The sequence below is a fragment of the Streptomyces asiaticus genome (assembly GCF_018138715.1).
GTDB classification, from domain to species: domain Bacteria; phylum Actinomycetota; class Actinomycetes; order Streptomycetales; family Streptomycetaceae; genus Streptomyces; species Streptomyces asiaticus.
Map to the genome: position 1 here is coordinate 746488 of NZ_JAGSHX010000006.1, position 20162 is coordinate 766649.

Annotated in this window: 23 protein-coding genes; all 23 read right to left on the bottom strand. The window is 67.4% G+C overall.

The features are described 5' to 3' along the window. Window positions 1-38: 38 nt before the first annotated feature. The 23 genes from KHP12_RS10605 to KHP12_RS10715 all read right to left on the bottom strand — a co-directional run bounded on the left by KHP12_RS10605 (window position 39) and on the right by KHP12_RS10715 (window position 20129). Window positions 39-1508, bottom strand: a complete 1470-nt coding sequence (locus tag KHP12_RS10605; protein ID WP_211832654.1) for a hypothetical protein — start codon at window positions 1506-1508, stop codon at window positions 39-41. After that, window positions 1509-6179: a phage tail tape measure protein gene (locus KHP12_RS10610; protein ID WP_211832662.1), complete on the bottom strand. Its 4671-nt coding sequence runs from the start codon at window positions 6177-6179 to the stop codon at window positions 1509-1511. Between the two features lie 154 nt (window positions 6180-6333). After that, entirely contained in the window at window positions 6334-6771 is a 438-nt protein-coding gene (locus KHP12_RS10615; protein ID WP_211832664.1) for a phage tail assembly chaperone, read from the bottom strand. Between the two features lie 7 nt (window positions 6772-6778). Continuing rightward, window positions 6779-7252, bottom strand: a complete 474-nt coding sequence (locus tag KHP12_RS10620) for a hypothetical protein (protein WP_211832666.1) — start codon at window positions 7250-7252, stop codon at window positions 6779-6781. Further along, the gene (locus KHP12_RS10625; protein ID WP_211832668.1) at window positions 7227-7472 is read right to left on the bottom strand and encodes a hypothetical protein; all 246 of its coding nucleotides are present in this window, start codon (window positions 7470-7472) and stop codon (window positions 7227-7229) included. Before KHP12_RS10625 ends, KHP12_RS10620 begins: the two co-directional genes overlap by 26 nt. Then, window positions 7469-7948 (bottom strand): phage tail tube protein, encoded by a 480-nt coding sequence (locus tag KHP12_RS10630; protein WP_211832670.1) that lies wholly within the window; start codon window positions 7946-7948, stop codon window positions 7469-7471. Before KHP12_RS10630 ends, KHP12_RS10625 begins: the two co-directional genes overlap by 4 nt. Window positions 7949-7950: 2 nt before the next feature. Beyond that, window positions 7951-8259 (bottom strand): hypothetical protein, encoded by a 309-nt coding sequence (locus tag KHP12_RS10635; protein ID WP_211832672.1) that lies wholly within the window; start codon window positions 8257-8259, stop codon window positions 7951-7953. Then, window positions 8256-8597, bottom strand: a complete 342-nt coding sequence (locus KHP12_RS10640; RefSeq protein ID WP_211832674.1) for a hypothetical protein — start codon at window positions 8595-8597, stop codon at window positions 8256-8258. The genes KHP12_RS10635 and KHP12_RS10640 overlap by 4 nt, the downstream gene beginning before the upstream one ends. 51 nt (window positions 8598-8648) lie before the next feature. Further along, window positions 8649-9080, bottom strand: a complete 432-nt coding sequence (locus KHP12_RS10645; protein ID WP_211832676.1) for a hypothetical protein — start codon at window positions 9078-9080, stop codon at window positions 8649-8651. 29 nt (window positions 9081-9109) lie between these two features. Next, window positions 9110-9646: a head-tail connector protein gene (locus tag KHP12_RS10650; protein ID WP_211832677.1), complete on the bottom strand. Its 537-nt coding sequence runs from the start codon at window positions 9644-9646 to the stop codon at window positions 9110-9112. Window positions 9647-9675: 29 nt separating this feature from the next. Further along, window positions 9676-9969 (bottom strand): hypothetical protein, encoded by a 294-nt coding sequence (locus tag KHP12_RS10655; RefSeq protein WP_211832679.1) that lies wholly within the window; start codon window positions 9967-9969, stop codon window positions 9676-9678. Then, a complete protein-coding gene (locus KHP12_RS10660; protein WP_211832681.1) occupies window positions 9966-10652 on the bottom strand; it encodes a hypothetical protein in 687 nt (228 codons plus the stop codon). The genes KHP12_RS10655 and KHP12_RS10660 overlap by 4 nt, the downstream gene beginning before the upstream one ends. Beyond that, window positions 10649-11149 (bottom strand): hypothetical protein, encoded by a 501-nt coding sequence (locus KHP12_RS10665; protein ID WP_211832682.1) that lies wholly within the window; start codon window positions 11147-11149, stop codon window positions 10649-10651. Before KHP12_RS10665 ends, KHP12_RS10660 begins: the two co-directional genes overlap by 4 nt. 46 nt (window positions 11150-11195) lie before the next feature. Further along, window positions 11196-12590: a phage major capsid protein gene (locus tag KHP12_RS10670; protein WP_211832685.1), complete on the bottom strand. Its 1395-nt coding sequence runs from the start codon at window positions 12588-12590 to the stop codon at window positions 11196-11198. Window positions 12591-12731: 141 nt separating this feature from the next. Continuing rightward, window positions 12732-13781 carry an HK97 family phage prohead protease gene (locus KHP12_RS10675; protein WP_211832686.1) on the bottom strand — a complete coding sequence of 350 codons (1050 nt, stop codon included), beginning with the start codon at window positions 13779-13781 and terminating at the stop codon, window positions 12732-12734. Next, window positions 13774-15021: a phage portal protein gene (locus tag KHP12_RS10680; protein ID WP_211832688.1), complete on the bottom strand. Its 1248-nt coding sequence runs from the start codon at window positions 15019-15021 to the stop codon at window positions 13774-13776. Before KHP12_RS10680 ends, KHP12_RS10675 begins: the two co-directional genes overlap by 8 nt. Before the next feature lie 15 nt (window positions 15022-15036). Beyond that, a complete protein-coding gene (locus KHP12_RS10685; protein WP_211832690.1) occupies window positions 15037-16566 on the bottom strand; it encodes a terminase large subunit domain-containing protein in 1530 nt (509 codons plus the stop codon). Between the two features lie 498 nt (window positions 16567-17064). Beyond that, complete coding sequence (locus KHP12_RS10690) at window positions 17065-17370, bottom strand: HNH endonuclease signature motif containing protein (RefSeq protein WP_211832692.1); 306 nt, start codon at window positions 17368-17370, stop codon at window positions 17065-17067. A gap of 50 nt (window positions 17371-17420) precedes the next feature. Then, entirely contained in the window at window positions 17421-17933 is a 513-nt protein-coding gene (locus KHP12_RS10695; RefSeq protein ID WP_211832694.1) for a hypothetical protein, read from the bottom strand. A gap of 58 nt (window positions 17934-17991) precedes the next feature. After that, complete coding sequence (locus tag KHP12_RS10700; protein WP_211832696.1) at window positions 17992-18312, bottom strand: hypothetical protein; 321 nt, start codon at window positions 18310-18312, stop codon at window positions 17992-17994. A gap of 224 nt (window positions 18313-18536) precedes the next feature. Continuing rightward, a complete protein-coding gene (locus KHP12_RS10705) occupies window positions 18537-18779 on the bottom strand; it encodes a hypothetical protein (protein WP_246648496.1) in 243 nt (80 codons plus the stop codon). A 174-nt stretch (window positions 18780-18953) separates the two neighbouring features. Then, a complete protein-coding gene (locus KHP12_RS10710) occupies window positions 18954-19598 on the bottom strand; it encodes a hypothetical protein (protein WP_211832699.1) in 645 nt (214 codons plus the stop codon). 372 nt (window positions 19599-19970) lie between these two features. Beyond that, complete coding sequence (locus tag KHP12_RS10715; protein ID WP_211832701.1) at window positions 19971-20129, bottom strand: hypothetical protein; 159 nt, start codon at window positions 20127-20129, stop codon at window positions 19971-19973. Window positions 20130-20162: the final 33 nt, after the last annotated feature.

A 20162-nucleotide genomic window follows, 5' to 3' on the forward strand; every position in this document is an offset into this window, starting at 1 on the left:
GTACGACCGCGAGCGCGGTTGTCGACATGTCCAGCATGTCAGGGCCCGAAGTCGTAGAGGGCGATGGCCAGCAGGTTCGTGGGGAACGCGTTCGCGATGTCCTGCAAGATCGAGTAGTTGTTCGCGATGTCCTGGAGGGTGAACCCGGCGGCCTCCATCACGTCCGGCCAGTCGTCGGACTTCACGACATCGAGGGTGAACCACCGGAACTCGTCGTACCAAGTGGGCGCCTCGTTGTCGCTGAGCAGGGCGTAGGTGCCGTCGAGGCGGATCATGCTGTTCTGCTTGCGGACGAGAAACGTGCCCTCGGTCGCGTTGTCCAAGACCTCGTTCAACGCGTCACCGTCCTCGTCGGTCTCCGTGCGCACGGTGAACGTGGCCGACGGCGCGGAGCGGGGCCGGCCGACGACGACGATCCGCCCGCCCACGTTGAAGCTGGTGGCGTCGCGGTCGCGCTTCTTCTCCAGAGGCGTCTCCAGCTTCACCGCGGCGCCGGTCCCCCGGATCGCATCCGAGATGACGTCCGCGTTGACGGTCGACGTGATGGGCCCCGAATAGATGGTCCACTGAGAGCCGTTGACGTCGGTCAACACCGCGGCATAGTTCAGTGACACGCCGAACGGCTGCTCGGCGTCCACCCGCAGCAGGGCACTCTGTCCGGTCACGTCGATGCCCGACGCGGCACGGACCGGGGCGAGGGCCGTGTCGACTTGGCGGTACACCGTCGCGGCGACGATGTTGTCCGCGGCCAGGCCGGTGACGGAGACGAGGTTCCTGGGAGGGAACGCGGATTGTGCTGTGGCGGCGATGTTGCTGCTCGCCTCGCGGATCCGCAGCACCCCGCCGACGCCCGTCGATGCGGCGGACAGGGTTGCCGTCTCCGTCGGCGCCTGCGTGCCGGAGCCCGCGGTCACCGAAGAGTCGGCCAGGGTCAGCCGGCCGCCATTACCGGAGGTGATGGCGTCGCCCAGATGCGACGTCGCCGTGTTGAAGGTGATGCCCGATGCGGTGACGGCGCGGGCGGTGGTGCTCGCTGTCTGCAGCGGCCACGTGTAGCCGAGCAGGCAGAAGTCGCCCGCGGCGAACGTCAGCGCCGCGGTGCCGGTGATAGAGAAGGCCGTACCCGACGTGGTGTCGTCGGCGAAGCTCGCGGCCCAACGCCACCCGACGCCCGCCGAGCGGGACAAGGTGACGATGCGGGCCCCGATCAGCGATCCACTACTCCCCGCCGGGATGGCCGTGGTCGGCACCGGGTCCGACCCAGCGAGCTCCCGCACAAAGTACGTGAGCCGCCGCGGGCCGGCGTTAAGACCGAACGTGCCGCCCCCACCCGACAGAGTCCCGGCGAGGATCCACCCCGATGGTGTCGTAGGGGTGGATTCGCTGGGGTGCCCGGAGACGACTTGCAGCACGGCCAGCTGCCCGGCCGCCGCCCCCGCCGGGTAGGCGGCGGCAACGGTGTCGGTGTGCTGCACGAGCGTGCCCGCGGCCACGTAGGAGATCGTCACTCAACGCCTCCCCACCTTTGCCCGGTATGCTTGCCGGTCCTCTGATGCCTTGATCTTCGGCTTCACCTGGACGTCAATGAGGTCGCGCAGCCGGTCGTCACGGAAGTTGACGTGCAGCTCGCTGCCCGACGCCTCGATGGCTTGGGCGAGCCGCTCCCATCGGGCGTCTTCTTCCGCAGTACTGCTCCGGCCGCTGGCTGCGGTCGGGACGTACCGACGGCGCATGGATACACCGGTGGCGGTGTCGGCCATGCGCTGGGCTGCGGCGCCGACGAGGTGACTGTGCAGATCGATGCCGTGGGCCATCCCGAGGACGACGTTCTTGCCGACCTCGTCACGGAAGACCCCGGAGGGAGACTTGATCTTCAGTATCTTCTTAATCTGCTTGACTAGATCGGCGGCCAGCTTGGCCATCTGCTTGCCGAGCGCCTTCTCCTGGGCCTTCAGACCCGCCAGGAAGCCCTTCCCGGCATCCTTGCCGCTGTCATACATCAGGTCGGCCATGTCCTTGCCGAAGGACGTCGCCAGCTTCCCGCCGGACTTCATCAGGCTGTTCAGCTTCTTGATGTCGTTCGTCGTGACCTTGCGGTCGCCGAGAATGGTCGCGAGCTGGCTGCCCGGACCCGCGTCGGAAAGCTGCTGAAGCAGTGCCTTGGACGCGCCCCGCGCCTTCAGGGACTTCGACAGGGCGACGAAGTTGGAGGCGGTCTTCTGCTGGCTGGTGGCCTGGCCGATAAGGTCGCGGACGTTCGTCGCCGTCGTCCCCGACACGCTAAGGAAGTCCGTGATGTTGGATGCCTGATCGGACGCGTACTGGTTCGCTGCGTTGATCGTCTTCTGGATGGACGCCTTCCTGGTCGCGAGCGATTCGAGTCGGCCGCCCTTCTTCTGGATGCTCGCCGCGGTCTTCGTGTACCCGGCGTTCAGCAGCTTCGTCGCCAGCGACTTGATAGCCGAGGCGATCGCCGACGACGTACCCGTCGACAGCGTCTTCTGCAGTCCGGTGGCGATGGTGTTGGCGATCGACGTCTTCGCCGACCGCTGCGCGTTGCGGAGCGAGATCTGGGCCGCCTTGAGCTCCGTCTCCGCAGCCCTCAGACGCTTCTCCGCAGCCGCGACACCTTTGTGCCGCCTCCTGGCGCGCGCCACAGCGTCCTTGGCGTCCTCGACCCGCTGCCGGTCGCGGCGCACACGGTCCGCGGCATTGTTGATGGTGCCGGACGCGTACCCGGGCAGCTTGATGCCGTGAGTCTTGGCGAACAGCATCGACTGCTGGTGACTGAGGACGTCCTCGCCGCCCTTGAAATTCACCAGCTCGGGGCCCTTCTCGCCGACCCATGCCAGGCCCGGTGCGGCACCGCTTGTGCCCTTGGCGTACCAGTGCGGGGACCTCGCCAGCCATTTCGAGTAGGCGTTGACGGGGTTGCCGTACACCGACGCGATGTACTTCAGGCCCCATTTGATCTGTGTGGCGGCGTTCGTCTTCCAGTCGGAACCGGCCGACGCCATCTTGCTTGCAGGCAGCGACTGCGGGATGCCGTAGGCGCCCGAGCTCTTGTTGAGGGCTCGCTCGTTCCAGCCCGACTCGCCGTTCCACAGGGCCTTTAGGGCGTTCCACTGGGGCCCGGACCACCCGCGGGCCGCCGCGAGGGTCTCGCCGATCCTCTGGTTTACGGACGAGCCGCCACCTCCGCCGCCCAGGCCGAGCAGGTCGAGGATGTCACCGCCCAGGCCGCCCAGCGCCTTCAACGCCTTGCCTGGCAGCTTGGCGACGGACACCAGGCCCTTCTTGACGATCGCGCTCAGGGCCTTCGGCAGCGAGCCGAACACGCGCTTCGCGATCGCCGTACCCGACGTCTTCGACATGCCCCTGATCAGACCGGAGACGAGGTGACCGCCGATGCCCATGAACACGCGGGACGGCGAGTGGATGCCGAAGAAATGTTTAACGGCTTTCACGACGGGATCGACGAGATGCGACTTGATCCAATGACCGATTCCCTTGATCGCCCCGACGATGCCGTCCTTCAAGCCCGAGAGCAGATGGCCGCCCGCCGACTTCAGCCACGACCCGGCACTCTTGAAGACGCCAGTGACCGGACGCACCACGTGGTCACGTGTCCACGTCCCGATCGTCTTCGCGATGCCGATGACGCCATCCTTCAGACCCGAGACGACAGCCCGGCCTTTGCTGACCAGCCAACTACCCGCACGGGAGAACACGCCCGTCACCGGACGCACCATGTGATCGCGTGTCCAAGACCCGATGGATTTCGCGATGCTTACTACGCCGTCCTTCAGGCCGATCACGAGCGCCTTGCCCCTGCCGACCAGCCAGCTCCCAGCCCTGGCGAACGCGCCAGTCACCGGGCGCACGACATTGTCGCGCGCCCAGCGGCCGATCGTCCTGGCCACGCTGAGAACGCCATCCTTCAAACCCGAAATCACGGCCCGGCCCCTGCCGACCAGCCAACTGCCCGCCTTCGCGAACGGTTTGACGAGCCAGCCGATAACCCTGCCGATCCACGCGCCGATCGAGCCGCCGAACTTGAGGATGCCGTGACCAAGACCGTTGATCAACCGCTCCGCAGCTGCCCCGAATCGCCCGGCATAGCCGACGATAGCGAGGGCCATCCGACCGATGAAATCATCCAGCTTCCCCGCCACGCCCGGGAACACCTCGGTGAAGCCGCGAACAATTCCGCCAAGGATGCTTTTGCCGAACCGCCCAATCGGCTTGAGGACGTACCTGACGAAACCCTTCTCGATCCAGCCGCCCAGCTTGCCGATGCCCCGGAGCAGCGGCTCAAATATCTTCAGGATCGGGATGTGTTCGAATAGCTTGCCGAGACCGCTTGCAATCCGGCCGATCGGGATGATGGACAGCACCGCGATGATCGTGTCCAGCCAGTGGTGCTTCCAGAAATCCAGCGAGAACAACGGGGCGAACAGGTTCGTGATGAAGCCGATCGCCAGCGGTATCGCGGCAGCCCCGAAGCCCTTGCCGATCTTTACGAAGTCCAGCTTCCCGAGGACAGCCGCGATCTTCTTGGTGAAGTCGGCGGTGTGCTTGGCAACCCAGCCGATGGCGTCGCCGAGCCCTTTCCCGAGAGTGGCGCCGAGCTTCCCCCAGTTGATGTGCGAGAAGCCGTCACTGATCGATTTGCGGATCATCTCGCCGAGCTTCTCCGCAGCACTCTTGGGCGGCTTCGCCTTCGGGGAAATGAGCGGGGCGATCATCCCCGATCCGCCGTGCGGCATCGGCTGAAGCCGCGGCATCTGCACCCCTGTGCTTGGGGCGACCTGGCCCACACCGTAGTGCGGCATCTCCTCCAGAGGCTTGCCTGGCCTCTTCGTTAGAGTCTTTCCGCTGCCCAGGTGCGGGGACTTGTCTACGAGGCCGCCCACCAGATCGGACGCGGCCTTCTTCGTCCCGGAGAACCCCTTGAGAAAGTCCCCGACCATCCCCTTGATGCGGGAAAAACCCTGCTGAATCGGGCCGACAGGGACAATGCCAGCCATCGCCTTGCCGAAGCGGGCTGCAGCAGGCATGGCGTCGGTGGCGAGGAAGTGAACGAAATCCGTGACGGGCGGCAGCACCTTTGTGCCGATCCGGATCCCCATGACCTCCAAATTCGACACGAGCAGATGCCACTGCGCCTCGGCAGTCTTGCGCTGCATCTTGACCGCGTCGTCGAACTTCCCCGTCGACCGGTTGATCTGCTCCTGCTTCTTCTCCAGCACATCCAAGTTGTTGAGCATCAACAGGATGCCCGACGACGACTTGCCGCCGCCGAACGCCCGAGAGAGGATCTGCGACTGCCGGGACGCAGACATCCCCGAGTTGTCGAGGTGGTCCTTCAGCAGCCGCAATGCGCCGATCAGGCCGTCCTTGCCGCGCATCGCGTCGGCCAGGTTGAGGCCCGTCAAGCCGATCTTCTTGAGCTGCTTCTCCGCCGCTTTCGACGGGGCGCCCATCAGGGAGAACGACATGCGCAGCCGGGTCGCGGCCGACGCGGAATCGATACCCTCGTCTGTCATCAGCGCCAGCGCGGCGCCGACCTGCTTCATGCTCAGGCCGAATGTCTTCGCGCTGGGGAGGATGCCGGTGCCGATGGCCGCGTTGAACTGATCCATCGACATGTTGCCCGCGCCGATGATCGCGTTCACGGTGCTGACAGCCTCGTGGAACGAAGTGGCGCCCTTGATACCGGTACGCCACGCGCCCGCCAGCGCGTTGGTGGTCTCCTCCAGGTTGGCGTGACCGACGGCCGCGAGGTCGCTGGACTCCTTGAGCGCCTTCATCGCCTGGACGTTGTCCATGCCAACCGACTTGAGGTGGTACAGCGACTCGGCCAGATGCTGCGGCCCCTGCTGCGTGGTGGTGCCCAGCTTCAGCACCTGCTCGGACAGAACCTGGACGTCCTTCGCCGTGCCGCCAGCCTGCGTCGAGATCCGCGTCATCTCCGATTGGAAACGGGCGGCGTCCTTCGCCCCCTTCGCGAGACCGCCAGCGAGACCGACAGCGACAGCCTCACCGGCGAGTTTCGCGGTGCGGCCGAGCTTCCCCAGGACGGATTCGGTGTTGCCAGCCGCCCGGCCGACCTGGTGGAAGGTGCGGGACGCAGAGTCGTGGGCGACGAGCCGGTAGATGATGCCCGTGGACGCCATGACGCCTCCCCTCAGTCAGCGGGTCGTGGTCATGGCCAGTTCCGGCGGGGCTCGGCAGCTTCCTTCTCGGCAGCCGCCTCTTGCTCTTCCCGGATCTGGTAGAAGATCTCCCACTCGGCGAGCTCGCGAGCGGAGACCCGGCGGAGCATTTCGGCTACGGAGCAGTGGAAGACGTCTCGGGCGAGGACGAAGTAGAAGAGTCGTCCGTCGCCGCTTCGGAGTTTCCCTCCAGTTCCGCCTTCTCCTCCTCGGACAGGCCCGAGAGGGCGGAAGCGACGTCGTAGAGCCGGTCGATGACCGAGCCGTTCTTCGCACCCAGCGCGGAGGCGTCCTGGTCCGTGAAGAGCCGCTCGCCGGCCTCGTCGACGATGCACTTCACCAGCAGCTTGGCCCGCATGTTGTCCTGAACGAGGACGGCTTCCATGCCCTTGCCGTCTAGGCTGGGCCGGAACTGGCGGACGGAGCCCTGAAAATTGTCGAGTTCCTCGCCGGTGAGGCCACGGATGATGACCTCGCCGCCCCACTCCGGGACGGGCACCTTCTCGGTCTTGATGTCTACGGCGCCGAGGATGCCGTCGCGGGACAGTGCCATGGTGCTCCTAGGAAATGTCGCGTGTGATGCCGTCCAGGACGCGGCTGACGGCCCGGCGGGAAGCGGGGCCGGCCACGCGGAGGGCGCTGTAAAAGTAGGGCTCTTTCGTCTGAGTGACCCAAACGTCCCTATTTCCGAAGACGGGGTGGCGCCAGCGCTTCTTGCCCTCGACCATCGAAGGCAGGCTCTTCATGTGGCTGGGCATTTTCCGCCCGTCCACACGGATCGCGACACCGGCCTGTCGACCCGTGGTCTTCACTTCGAGCCGCACGGCCTTCGAGAGGGCTCCGCGCAGTCCGTCCGGGCTGTAGCCGCGACCGGAGGGGATGGAGCGGATCGATTCCCGCACCTTGGGGACGAGCGGGCGGGCCGCGGCGCGCAGCTCCTTCCGGAAACGCTTCTTGATCTCCGGGTTGTCCATGCGCCGCAACTCCCGGGCGACCCGCCGCAGATCGTCACTCCGGCGCAGCTCGATCGTCATCGCTGGCCTCCTCGCCGAACTGGACGAAGCTTCGATGCGTTGCGGCGTCGCGCCCGTCGGAGATCTTGTGGCCAGTGGCGTTCAGCGCGAAGAACGTGACGTACAGGCCGTAGGGGCTGAACTCGAGGCCCTGGACGTCACTCGGGTCGAGGCCCAGGCTCTTGCAGAAGTCGACGACCGCATCGCGCGACACCGACTCCGGAACGCTCGGCTGCGTCACGGGATCGTCACATTCTCCGCAGGAATGCGGGTGATGGCGAACTGGAACGTCATCGACGCCGGGTTCTCCACGTCGCGGGACTTCGGCACGCCGGTCACCTTGACGGGGAAAATGTCCATTTTCTGGCCGGTGATGTCGCCCTCGGGGAAGATGACGATGAAGCCCGCGGTGTCGCGCGGCATCAGCGTGCGGGCGTCCGACGAGTTCGACGACGCGTACAGCGTGATCGAGCTGTCGTCTGCGGTGATCCGGCCCGGGATCTTCGACACGAAGCGGGAGCCGAGGTCCGGGGTGTCCTGCTGGTCGCTGTTCGTGGCGAACCCAGACACAGCCGAGACCTCGCCCGTCAGATCCGTGCCAGCGTTCAGCTCCGACCGGGTCGGCGACTGGTAGTTCGAGATCGACACGACCCAGTAGTAGTGGGTCGTACCGGGCGGGATGTACCGCGAGGTCGCGGCAAGCGGGGTGGCAGGCATGGTCAGCTCTCCTCAGCCTTCTTCTCGTGCGCCTTGGCGCGCGACCGCGCCGGCCTCTCGGTGGGTTCCGCCGGCTCCGACTTCTCCGGCTCGTCTGCGGGTTCGGCGGTCTCCGCCTTGTCCGTAGCCCTCTCTTCGGCCGCTGCGGCTGCGGCTTCCGCCTGCGCCTTCAGCGCGGCCCGCTTCTCCAGTTCCTCGGTCGGGACCTGCTGCCAGCCCGCCGCGGTGTAGTGCGGCATGGACTCCCGGGGAACCTCGATCTCCTGGTCCTTCGGCAGGGTCGGGTGCCGCATGGTGATGGTGTCGCTCACGGGACCCTCACCACCGCGACCTGCGTCGACGCGCCTGCGGTTGAGTAGGTGATCGTCGCAAGACCCGTCGCAGGGTCCGCATACAGGCCGGGGATCAGCGGGATGAGGCCGATGCCAGTCGTTGCCCCGACACTGAACGTCGAGTCGGCGATGGCCAGACGGCCATCGACCTGGCCCGGCGTCGCCAGGGTGACGGTGACCGGCGAGCCGCCGGTGTTCTTGACGAAGAGGAAGGTGCCGGAGCCGCATGCCGCCGTGTCGCCGTTCGTGGCGTTGACGGTAGCGCTTCCGATATCCGCGCCCACATTGGGCACGACCTGGGTTACGAGCGCGGTCATCCGCGGTCTCTCCTTCTGACTGGCCCAACGGGCGAAACGGCGGCGCCGGAATCAGGCGCCGGTGTAGGCGTCACAGGACACTTCGAAGACGACGACCGCCTGTGCGCCTTGCGGGGTCAGGCCCTGAGTGAGGCTGTGCGAGCCGACCATCGCCCGCATCACTGCACCACCCAGAGTTCGATCCGCAGCGATCGCGGCCCCGGCCTGCGCCAGCAGCTCGTAGGCGCGGCGCCGCGCACCGGCAATGTCGTCGCCACCCTGCAGAACAGCCGCAGCGCAACGGATCGTGAACTGCTCCCGGTCGACGCCGCCACCAAGGCCCTCGGTCAACAGCGTGGATTCGGCGTCGGTCTCGCTCTCACCGCCGGTGTAGCCGACGGACACAACCTCCTGCACCGTCGCCTGCGACGTCGACGGACCATCCCGCACCGTCACCCCAGCAAGACCAGCCCAGCCCTCGAAAGCAGCCACAAGGCCGTCCATGGTGGCCGGAAGCCTGGAGGTCCACGCCATCACGCCACCCCCGGCAACTGGCCGCCCAGCAGCTCAAGCGCCCGCCGCGGCACCGCGAAACCACGGCCCGCAACATAGGTCTCATTGTCTCCGCCGAGCTGAACGCCCATGGTGCCGCGCTGCGTCTCCCACAAATGCTGAATGATGATCAGTGCTGCCAGTTGGACGTTCGGCGGCACCGTCGACACGCCAGCGACATAGTTGACCTGGATCCGCCCCTGGACTGCGGGCCCGGACAGGGCTGTGACTTCGCCCGTCTTGTTGTCCAAATGCAGTGCGTTGACGTCCCAGGTCTGCGAGCCGTCCACGGCCGCCACCGACGTCAAGGAGACGACGGGCGTCGACCGCAGCAGAAAGCAGCTGCCGCGCACGACCAGCTCGTCCGTCACCGCCCGCTGGTCGATGACCCGGCCGCACGCCTCCTCCACCGGGAACGTCGCCGCATCCACATACGACTGCAGCTCCACATCGTTGCTGGTGTCCGAGGCGGGAATGTTCAGCTGCGCCTTGACCTGAGACAGCGAAACCAGTGGCATCACTCACCCCCAGGCTCGAGCGGGCAGGGCTACTTGCTGCTGGACTGAGCGTCGTCGGCCTGCTTCGGCGGCCGTCCGCGGCGCGGCTTCGGCTCCACAGCAGCCTCCGGCGGCTTCTCCGCGTCCGCGCGCTCGGGTGCGGGCTTCGGCTCGGCCTTGGCTTCCTTCTCTGCGCCGTCGCCATCCGTCTTGGCGACGTCGTGGCCGTACTGGTCCTTGAGAACCTTGGCGACCTGGTCGGCCTCCGCCGAGCGACCAGCCCGCACGTACCCTTCGTACTCCTGCACCAGTGCGGCCTTCATGTCGGCCTTGATGTCCCTCATAGCTCCCTCACCTGCTCTATCTCGGGCAGCAGCGCGTAGTAGTTGTCCTTCAGTGCCCGCCGCAGCGGCGATCGCTGCCGGGTGCGGTGCTCCAGCCGCACATCCCACAGCGCCTCTGCATGCTCGGCGTGGTGCTTCGTGTCGTTGCCGCACAACACTCGCGTGCCGTCCTCGCCGGGCGCGGTCACCACGTAGTGGGCCTGCTGCACGCCGATGCCGGGCAAGGCTCGGAAGAGGACCCGCAGCGGGAACTGGGAGTCGATGTCATCGCGCTCCCACATCGTCACCTCGGCGACGTCCAGGGCCGTCGCCGCGAGCAGCGTCCGGGTGTCGGCCGGTACTTGGGTGAGCACCTCGTCGGCGTCGATCCGCAGAAACCAGTCCCCCGGCTCGGCCATCGTCGCCCCGAGCCGGAACATGAAGTCCCGTTTCTCGACCTCGTTGCCCCACCACGGCTGCCGCGGCGTATGGATCGTGCAGCCCATTCCAGCACCCGCTGCAGTGTGCGCGATCGTCTCCGCCTGCTCAATCCCCGAAGCCGGCTTGCGCACCGCACCGGGGAAGCGGGCGTAGGGCCCGTCCACGGCGATCAGGTGGTCGCACAGACGTGCCGCGGACGCGACGCACTCGGCGAGCCACGATGCAGGCTCCTCGTACCACGACAGCAGACCGATGACCCTCACGTGTGCACCCCCAGCCAGCCGCCCCGCGGATTCCTCAACAGGACACCCAGCTGTCCGGTTGCGGCACAGACAGCCCCGATCCGGTAGTGGATGGTGTCCTCGTCGTGCCCGTTGCCTGCGTCGTGTACCAGGCACACCGAGCCGCGCGCGCCTACATCAGCCCACAGCCTGATCTCCTGCAGCCGATAGGAGGGGTCACTATCCAGGATCACCAGTTGGGCCGTGGCCATCTGCTCGGCGGTAGGCGTGGTCGCATCCGGGTGCGCGGGAGGCTGACGCCACTGCGGATCCGACTCGAAGCCCACATACTCGCAGCCGTCGAGGTCCAGATGGCTAGTGAGGCGCCCGACTCCCACCCCGGTCTCCAGCACCCAGGCCGGCTGAAGCATCCGCTGGAGCATGCCCGCGAAGCGGCAGAAATCCTGCTCCGGTGACCACTCGTCCCACGACAGCCAACCGAGTTCGGCATGCGCCGTGAACGTCTGCTCGTCCTGCATCACACCCCCGCCAGGGGCCGGACCGGAGCCCGACCCCCTTTCATGATCAGAAAGTCGGGCTGACCAGGCCGGTTCCCGTGACCTCGACGACGCTCGCCGGGTAGCGGGCCGCGGTGAACGCGAGGTAGCCGTACACCTGCAGTCGCACAGTGAGGTTGCCGGAGCCGACCTCGGGCAGCACGCGGGAACGGATCCCCGACTCGTAGAGCAGCAGGTCGGAGGCGCGCAGGACGTGGACGACGTCCTCGTTCGTGCCCGCACCGAGAGCGGTCGGCATGTTCGGGTCGGTCACCACGGGCAGGCCGTGCATCTGGCCGACGACCTGCTGAGAGGCCACCGAACCGAGCGTCGCCATCGCATTCTGCGGGTTCCCCGCGTCCGGCACCACGAGCGGGCGACCGTTGGAGTCGGAGGCCGCGAGCAGATACGCCCACCGCCGCGGGTGCATCACGATGACGGTCGGTGCCATGAACCGCAGTGTGTGGACCCGCTGCACCGCATCCGCGATCTTGCTGTACAGCTTCGCCACCGTGGGGGTCGCGTCCGTGTACGTGATCGTGGTGATGCCCGAGGTGCCACGCACACCCGTCACCTGGCCCGACGTACCCGAGCCGGAGATCACCTGCAGATCCGTCTTCGTCGCGTAGTCCGCCACGATGTCCCGGAAGATGACCTCGTCGAAGCTGACGGGCGACTGGTCGAGCAACTGGATCGCCACGTCCTGCTGACCGGCGATCGTGCGCACCGGAGCACTGATGGAGGTGTCCGTCAGGTCGGTCTCCTGCACCGCGGCGTTGTCCGCAGTCTGGATCGCGGCAGCAGTGCCGGTGGCGACCTTCGGGATGTTGATCGAGTCGGTGCCGGGCGGCAGGGGCTGGTTGTTGACCACGTTGGCGTAGGCGCGGCCCGCGCGGGCCAGCTCGATGAACTGCGACATGAGCCACAGCGGCGGGACCGCATATCCGCCGTTGCCGTCGGTCCGGTTCAGGTCACGGTATTCCTGCCCGGTCGCGACATCCTGTGCGTGCCGCTGAAGGCGGTCACGCGACTGCCCGTCGGCGTCCATGTTGAGCTGGACGCGGGCGAGGTCCTGGAGGTACGAGCGGCCGTTGCCGCGCTCGTAGGTGCGGGCCTCGTTGACGGTCTCGACGCGGGCACGGGCCCGCTTCACCGCGGCAGCGCCCTCGGTGACGCTACGGGAACGCTCCGCCTCCTCGGACAGCTCGCTGATGCGCTCGTCGAGGGCGCGCAGTTCCTCGTCCTTGGCCTTCACCTGGCCGGTGAGCTCCCGGAATTCCGAGTCCTCTTCGGGGAGGAGGTCCTCGCGGGCCTCCTCCTCGGCGAGGTCGGTGATGGCCTTGCGCTTGGCGAGGATCTCCTCGCGCTCACGCGCGGTCTGCTCGCGCCTGGCGACCAGCCGCTTGAAACGCTCGTCAGCCATGACGAGTCTCCATTCCTGAATGGTGGATCGTGACGGCGGCCCGTGCCGGGCCGTGATGAGCCGTCGACCCGCCAGTGCCAGGCGCGCGACAGCGCCGCGGTCAGTGCCAGACCACGGAAAGATCAGATGGGTGCGCCGGGCTCAGTCGGCGTCTTCGAGATGGCGCCGCAGGTGACGCTCGATGGCCGCCTTCTGGTCGGCGTCCATGTCCGCCTGCGGCAGCAGGGACAGCGCGTGCCGGACAGCAGGCAGGTTCGCCGCGGCGCCGATCCGCGGCTCGTGGTGGGTGAACCGGTACGAGTCCGGGGACTCGGGGTCGCCGTCGGGGTCAACCCAGGCGTGCATATAGCGCAGCAGGACCTGATTGCCTGCCGCACTGGCGGCAGCACCTCGCCGGTCGAAGCCCGGCTCGGTGGAAACACCAGTCCGGTGCGCGGGGATCTGCGCCGAGAGTCGCACGTCGACGTCGCCGTCGGCGATGGCTCGGGCGTCAGCCAGCGACAGCCGGCCGGGCGTCTTGCGTTCCGGGCCCATCTTCCGGTGCAGGGCGAGCACGGTGTCGCGGGCCCGCGTGAGCCGCGCCAGGTCGACACCGTCACCTGACCGGAGCTCGGCCATCGCCGCCTCGGGGTCGAGGGCGGCGAGCACTTCCAGGGCATCGGCCGCAGAGTTCAGCTGGGCGGACGTTGCCGGGTTCGCGCCGAAGTTCACCACCGACACGTCCCCCTTATGGAGGGACACTTCGGTCAGGGTGCGTTCGGTGTCGTCCTCCGACCAGGCATCGGCCTTCACACGGAACGCGAACGACATCTCGTCCATGTCGCCGCGCTCCATCTTAGTCTCCAGGCGCTGCACGTCCGGATCTCGGCGGTCGAGCTCGGCCTCAGTCAGGAGGCCCTTGGAGTCGGTAGACAGGCGCAGCGTGCCGCTCTTTGTCCTGGCGAGAGGCATTCCCTCGTGATTGATGAGCAGGTGCAGATCCGGCTTCGCAGCGAGCGTCGTGGCAAACGCCCGCTTGTCGACCCACTCCGTCCAGCCGTAAGGCGGCCCGCCGAGCACGTCGTATCGGTAGTCGAAGACCGACGCGTAGCCGGTCAAGATGAGCCCATCTCCCTTGCCGCGCAGCTCGAAGCCGTCCGCGGCAATCGAGCGCCGCTCGGGAGAGTCCAGCAGCTTGTGCCGGTCAACCATCGGTGCCGTCCTTTCGGATGAGGCGCAACGGCCCCGGGTTGTCGCTCCGGATCGTGGGAGGCGAAATGACCGTGCCCGACGCGATCGGCAGCGGCGTGTAGTCCTGCCCGGCGCCGTTCGGCAGCGGCGGCTCGTCTTCCAGGGCGCGCAAGCCGTCGATGTTGTCCCAGCCGATCAGGCGCTTCTTCTCGTGCACCTCGAAGCGGGTCAGCAGGTCGGCGCGGATCAGCACGTCCGGGTTGAACTTCACGTACTGGCCGCGCGGCAGCAGCGCCGACAGGTGCGACTCCAGCAAGGCCAGCCACGGCAGCAGGGAAAACTGCACCAGCTCGATCTGTCGCTGCTCGGGCGAGCTGTACGACATCGACCCGCCGGTCTCACCGCCGATCATCTCCGGCGGAATCCCGTAGATGGAGGCGATCGTCGACGCCGTCAGACGCATCGTCTGCACGAACTGCGCCTCGTTCGGGCTGACCGTGGTCGGCTCATACTCCCAGTCCTTGCCGTACACGATCGGCTCATGCGAGCGGATGGCCTGCACCAGGCGCCGCTTGATGACGTTCGCCTGCGTCTGATCGACCGTCTGCTGCGTGTTCTTGAAACGGCCCGGCGGCACCCCGCCCGAGCGGAACCAGTCGTCGGAGAACTGCTGCGCCGCCAAGCCCGTCGACACCGTCACCGCATAGGCGCCGATCGGCGACAGCCCCCACACCCGGCCCGGCAACTGGAACCACGGAATGTGGACGACATCCTCGGACGGAAGGCGCTCCCCCATGTAGGAGAACTTCGGGTTCGTGAAGGAGCCCGACTCCCCCATCGCCGCCATCCGGTCCTCACAGAGCACGAACGCCGGGTCCAGCCACTCGATCTCCGTCGGATACTCCAGATAGTCCCGGGCCGTCACCACCCCGACCGCATTCCCGCGGTAGGCGAGCGACGTCACCGCGCGGAACACCCAGTCATGCAGCGTGCCCTGCGCGCACGGCTGCGTGAACAGGCTCGGCAGCGGCAACTCCTGCTTCGTGTTACCCATCTGCCGGTACACGCACAACGGCATCCCCGAGATGGTTGCCGCGAGCAGCCGACCTGCCGCCAGGACCGGCCCCAGCCGCAGCGCGCCATCCTCGTTCAGTGCGGCCGGCGACGCCAGCGGGTCGGCCGGCCACGACACCGTCGAAGAGTCCAGCATCCGTCGCTCATCACCACCACGCCGCAACAGGCCACGGAACGGGTTACGCACGATCGACCCCTCCCGTCAGAACACCGAATCCAGAACGTCGTACTGGTTGCCTTCGAGCAGGTGCGAGCGGGTCACGTAGGACCAGCGGGCCAGCGTCATCGCCACCAGCGGGCTGATATCCCCGTCCACGCCCTTCACCGTCCACGCGATCGTCTCCCCTGTGGCCTTGGTCTTCGCCGAGGCGACCGCCACATCCAGATGCCGGTTCGGCACCACCCGGAACGACTCCTCGCGAACCGCCTCCAACAACTGGCCGGCCGCCGCGGCCATGTCGACCGCGTTCGTCACCGCCAGATCACCCGGCTCGGGGGTTTCTGGATCCTCCGGCTGCTGGAACCCCGCCGCATCCAACGCCGTCTCCAGGAACGCGAACGTGCCGCGACCCATCGCGATCGAGATCGGCCCCAGCGCCTCCCGCAGCTCCTTCAGGCGCGGCAGCAGCCACTTCGTGCCCGGCCGGTAGTCCGCCAACTGCGTATGCCCCAGCCCATCCGCCCGGACCCCGTACACCTGCACCGCCGCGTAGTCCCGCAGCGGGCTGATGTCGACCCCGATCGCCACCCCGTGTTCGCGGTCCCGCTGCGACTCCGGATCCGCCAGCCGCGCCCACGCCGCCGCGTCGATGACCGTGTTGCCCTGCGACTTCCGCGGCCACACCCCAAGCCGCTCTCGAGCGAACCCCGCATCGCCCATCGAACGGCGCTCCCGCAGCACCGCCTCCTCGCTGAGCCGGTAGCCCAACGCCGGGTTCGACGCCGCCCACAACCGCCGGTCGTCCAAGTCGATGTCATCCAGGTGGTCAAGGTCGCCCGCGATGCCCCAGTCGCGCCAACCGAAGCTGTCGTCGCCGCCGTTCTCTGCTCGCACATGGAGCGCGAACATGACCTCGCCGCTGCCGTCATCACCGTCCAGCGGCGGGCTACTGGTGTAGATGATCTGCGGGTTCGGGCGGGCTGACATGGTCGGCATCAGCGCGTCCTGCTGGATCGCGGTGTACGCGAACGCCTCGTCGATGATGTTGCAGTCGCCGGAGAAGCCACGGCCGGAGCCCTTGCTGCGAGCGATGAACTTCACCCGGGCCCCGGTGTCGAGCCGCTCGAAACTCTCTTCCCCGTTCGTGTTGATGACCTTGATGTGGACGCCGTCGATGTCGATGAGGTTCTCGGAGATGGGCTCCCCCAGGCCCTTCAGCAGCGCTTTGAACCGACGGAAGCCCTCCATCGCCGTCTTGTACTCGTGCGCCGACCACATGATCAGCCGCTCATCCAGCAGAAACAGGCCCGCCAGCGCCCGCGCTTCGAGGATCGCACCCTTCCCGTTCTGCCGGGCCACGATCTCCCCGTACTCGAAGCACGACCATTTGCCGTCCTCGCGCACCGACAGCATCAACCGGATCGAATCCGCCTGCCACGGGTCCAGCACCAGCCCGGCCCGCCGCGCCAGTTCCACCGCCTCGTCGCCGAGCGAGAACGCCGACGGTGGGACGCACTCAACCCGGGGCTTGGCCGCGCCGCGCAGCGATTCGCGCCGAGAGATCCGCGACACCAGAACCCCCCGCCTTCGAAGCCGGCTTTCCCGAAGCCGGGACCGAACCCTTCTGGGCCTGCCGAATCTCCGCCACAAGGCCCCGAAGAGCCGTCTGCTGCTGCCGAGCTTCCGCGAGAAGCGGCCCGACCGCCGGAGATTCACCCTCGTCATCTCCGTCGTTCGCCTTGACCGGCGAACAGGCCCGCTGGAGAATGGTGTTGAGCCAATCGAGCCGGTCAGCGAGACGGCAAGCCTCCTCCAGAAGCACCAGATGCGCTGGAGTCAGAGAGCCGGAAGCCGTCATCTCCCGCCAGAGCCGAGAGCCGCGGGAACCAAGATCAGGCGGAAGCTCCTCAGACATCGAACCCCCACTCCATGATCATCGACCCCCTGTGATTTTTTGCGGGGGGATATTTTTTTCAGGTGGGGGCGGGGTCAGGATGACGTTGATCAAAAAAACCGGATGATCTTGACCCCAAGATCACCTCGGCCTTGATCGTCGACCAGATCCGCAGTTCAGAGGCTTGTGGCGTCGGCTGCGTAGATCGGGCGGGGCCTCAGCCGTGCCCTGAGCTGGTTCGATCGCACTGTGTTGCACCGCCGATGCGCCAGCCTGAGGTTCGCCCGGTCCGTCTCAGCGCCGCCCATGCCCAGCGGGTGCACGTGGTCGACCGTGCGGGACATCGGATGCTCACGCGGCAACTCCTGGTCCACGTAGCGCTGGCATACCCAGCAGTGCGTCTCCTCAGCGAAGACCTGTGCCTGCACCTTGAACCATGCGGTGCCCGAGCGTCCCTTGCTGTAAGCCACGACCACCTCCATGCCTGGGTCGTAGCCAGCATCGATGGGCAGGTAGGTGGTACTGCTCTGGCCTACTGCTGCACTGTGCCACCCAGGGCCTTGGCTACCAGTGGGGCTAGGTGCTTGCTGTCAGTGCGGGCTGCTGCGCTGGTGGTGGGGAGACTGACCGCCCACGTGTCGCCGGTGACGGCGATACCACCCATGCTCTTGGAGATGTCCGCCCATCTGGTCAGCGCTTCATGGTTGGGGAACATGTTGATCCCGCTGTCGCCAGGAGCTGGCTTGCCAGCCTTGTCGGTGACGGTGAAGTCGTAGGCGGTACCGCCCACCTCGCTGATGTACGTGTCCTCGCTGGTCTTGTGCAGCATGGAGACGGTGAGCCCACCCGCTTGAAGCGCGTCGGCGATCTGCTGGGCAGAGTCGTAGCGGTGGCTGCCTGCTGTTGCGCTCTGCGAGGTGGAGATGCTGGTCGACGGCTTGACGTCCACGGTCTTCGTCTTCTCTGGCCCGAGCAGGGCCCAGCCTGCCGCCCCGGCGGCGATCCCGATGGTGCCAGCTAGAGCCGCTGCGGCAGTGGCGCGCATGATTCCCCCCGAGGTGGAGCAATTGGTGCGCGGATCGTCGCACCAGCATCACACTCGGTCAACTGGGTCGGCCCATATCCACACGCGCGGGTGAGCGCTCCGTGTTCCCGCCGTGGGCCATGGGGCAGGGCTCGGGGGCTTCGCCCCACGGGGTTTGGTGTCCCTCGTCGCGGGCTTGGACGCACAGTTCGAGGGAGCGGCGACCGCAGGTGAAGCTGGGGGTGCGGTCGTCTTCGTTCGAGTCGCGGGCAACGATCCAGTCCGGGCCGGCTGCCTCAACGCGGACGCAGTCGTAGTGGTCGCGGCCGAATGCTCCGTAGGCGAAGCCGTGGATCACATCGCCCACGGCGAGGGGGCGGCGTTCGACGGTGGCGGCCATGGTGCGGGCCTCCTCGGTGGTGCTGCCTGGGGCCCGCTGCCCGGTCGCGATCCTCCGGGCAGCGGGTGCTTGGGCCCGCCCGGCCGTGACGAGTCGGCCGGGCGGACGGGGGAAGCGGCATGGGGGTTGCGGGCTTCCCGTTCCTGCCCCCGCAGGGCAGGCGTTTGTCCTCGCGGGCGGGAGCGTCCACCACCCAGCGCGCTCAACCAGCCCGCGAGGAGTCGTTAGGCGGCCCGGTGGCCGCGTTGTGGTGTGGCCCGGTACGTGCGGGCCCGCTCTTCGATCTCGGGGAGCGCGTACATGGTCTTGTACTCGTGGCCGTTGCCGGTGAGCCGGTTCTCTCCGGAGAACTTGCGGATCTTCCCGCGTGACGCCCACTGCCGGATCACCTGCTGGGGGACGCCTGTCGCTTGGGAGGCTTCGTGGGCGAACACGAGGTCGTCTGGCTGGATCTCAACGAGTCGCACGCACTCACCCCCGGTTTGTGGCATGCAAAAAGCCCCCGACGAATCGGAGGCTGCTGAAGATTTCGGGCACACGAATTCTTCGTCCAGGGCAGTGTGACATATGCGATCAGCCGGGGCAAGCAGAGACCGGCAGCAGCCGTCAAGGCTGCTACCGGTCGAGGAAGTCGCCTGCGTCTATGCGGCCAGTCTTCGCTCGGCAAGCGGCAGTTCAAGGGCGTCAGCACGGGAGTACTGGGTGCCGCATCCTCCGCAACGGGCACCGGGTGTGGAGATGGTGATGCGCAGGATGCCACCACACGAGCAGGCGACGCTGATGCGCCGCTCTGGCCGCTCTCCGGTCGCTTGCGCGCGGCATGCCCGGGTGAGGGATGCGACCTCGGTGGAGAATTCGGCGAACGCGGGATGGGAGGAGGCGGCCCATTCGAGGTTGACCCGCAGGGCTTTCACGACCTGGTCGAGCTGCTGTTGCAGTCCGCCTTCCCATCGGGGGTGTCGCCAGCCGAGGGCGTCGTGCCAGTCGATGAGCCAGGTTTGGAGGATGGTGACGACGCCTCCGCGGGCGGAGAGGCTGAGGGGTTCGAGGCGGAGCGGGAGTGGGGCGGTGCGGCTGCCGGATACGCGGCCTTCGCCTGTGCTGGCGCCGGGGGCGAGTGCGATTGCGAGCGCCGCGTAGAGCCCGGTGTCGCCGCCCAGCGCTTCCAGGTGCTCGTCGGTCCGACGCTGGCAGAGTCGGCAGGCTATTCGGCCGAGTTCCTCGTGGCGGAGTTCCCGCGTGCAGGCCACACAGGTGGGCCATTCGTAGTCGGTGGTGTCGGTCACGGTGGCTCCTCGGTGCGGGTGGTGCGAGGTGCAGGGGGTGGTGCTCTGCCCTCATTGTGCATACCTGCCCCGACAAGCCCGGGTTGCCGACTCGGGGGTGGCGAGTAGCCGCAAATCACCCCGCTCCCCTGCTCTGCCCGCCACACTGGCCCTATGGCGGTGACGGTGGTGGTGTTGACGGAGTCGGAGGCTGAGGCTCTGGCGTGGCACCGGCGGGTGTGTGAGGTGCTGGGTTTGGAGCCGCTGGGTCGCCCGTCGCAGGCTCTGGGCCGGGACCGGTGGATGGCCCGCGCGCAGGTTCCCGGGCCGCAGCCGCAGCCCGCCCACGAGTAGGCCCCGCCCGGGATCCGAGCGGGGCCGAGGTGGTGCAGGTCAGTAGAGCTGGGCGAGGCGGCGACTGGATGTGCGGGCGGCGTCCGCCACGTCTCGAGCCTCCTCTGCTCCTATGCGATCGCCTATCTGCTCCAGGCGGTCGGCGATGGCGTCCTGCTCGGCGGCAATCTTGGCGCGCTCCTGGTCGGTGAACTCCATGACGGCGGTCCTTCCTGGTCGGTCGGGTTGGTG

Coding starts and splice junctions, on each gene's coding strand:
- KHP12_RS10630 (WP_211832670.1), bottom strand. CDS start 7,948: ATGCCTGCCACCCCGCTTGCCGCGACCTCGCGGTACATCCCGCCCGGT.
- KHP12_RS10665 (WP_211832682.1), bottom strand. CDS start 11,149: ATGCAGGACGAGCAGACGTTCACGGCGCATGCCGAACTCGGTTGGCTG.
- KHP12_RS10620 (WP_211832666.1), bottom strand. CDS start 7,252: ATGACGATCGAGCTGCGCCGGAGTGACGATCTGCGGCGGGTCGCCCGG.
- KHP12_RS10615 (WP_211832664.1), bottom strand. CDS start 6,771: ATGGCACTGTCCCGCGACGGCATCCTCGGCGCCGTAGACATCAAGACC.
- KHP12_RS10645 (WP_211832676.1), bottom strand. CDS start 9,080: ATGGACGGCCTTGTGGCTGCTTTCGAGGGCTGGGCTGGTCTTGCTGGG.
- KHP12_RS10640 (WP_211832674.1), bottom strand. CDS start 8,597: ATGACCGCGCTCGTAACCCAGGTCGTGCCCAATGTGGGCGCGGATATC.
- KHP12_RS10700 (WP_211832696.1), bottom strand. CDS start 18,312: ATGGCCGCCACCGTCGAACGCCGCCCCCTCGCCGTGGGCGATGTGATC.
- KHP12_RS10655 (WP_211832679.1), bottom strand. CDS start 9,969: ATGAGGGACATCAAGGCCGACATGAAGGCCGCACTGGTGCAGGAGTAC.
- KHP12_RS10690 (WP_211832692.1), bottom strand. CDS start 17,370: ATGGAGGTGGTCGTGGCTTACAGCAAGGGACGCTCGGGCACCGCATGG.
- KHP12_RS10610 (WP_211832662.1), bottom strand. CDS start 6,179: ATGGCGTCCACGGGCATCATCTACCGGCTCGTCGCCCACGACTCTGCG.
- KHP12_RS10675 (WP_211832686.1), bottom strand. CDS start 13,781: ATGGTTGACCGGCACAAGCTGCTGGACTCTCCCGAGCGGCGCTCGATT.
- KHP12_RS10650 (WP_211832677.1), bottom strand. CDS start 9,646: ATGCCACTGGTTTCGCTGTCTCAGGTCAAGGCGCAGCTGAACATTCCC.
- KHP12_RS10670 (WP_211832685.1), bottom strand. CDS start 12,590: ATGGCTGACGAGCGTTTCAAGCGGCTGGTCGCCAGGCGCGAGCAGACC.
- KHP12_RS10715 (WP_211832701.1), bottom strand. CDS start 20,129: ATGGAGTTCACCGACCAGGAGCGCGCCAAGATTGCCGCCGAGCAGGAC.
- KHP12_RS10695 (WP_211832694.1), bottom strand. CDS start 17,933: ATGCGCGCCACTGCCGCAGCGGCTCTAGCTGGCACCATCGGGATCGCC.